Consider the following 246-nt stretch of genomic DNA (forward strand, 5'->3'; position numbering starts at 1 on the left):
CCGGCAGCCGCTCAGAAAGCGGCCGAGACCGAAGCGTCGTTCATGGACTTCCTGGAGACGGTGCTGCGCGGTGAACTCGACACCCGCCGGGCCCGGGCTCGCACGATGCTGTCCCGGGTGGCGGGCTTCCCGGCGATCAAGACGCTCGACCAGTTCGACTTCGAGTTCGCGGTGGGCGCGCCGCGGCAGCAGATCCAGCAGCTCGCCGGACTAAGCTTCATCGAGCGGGCAGAGAACGTGATCCTG

The 246-nt window shown here is 67.9% G+C and carries 1 protein-coding gene; it reads left to right on the forward strand.

Annotated features, from left to right (window positions below):
* Positions 1-246: ATP-binding protein (locus GSQ76_RS00405; RefSeq protein ID WP_158741944.1), on the forward strand; the 246-nt coding region annotated here is incomplete at both ends.

Origin of the sequence: Acidisphaera sp. L21, from assembly GCF_009765685.1 — a bacterium.
GTDB lineage: Bacteria > Pseudomonadota > Alphaproteobacteria > Acetobacterales > Acetobacteraceae > LMUY01.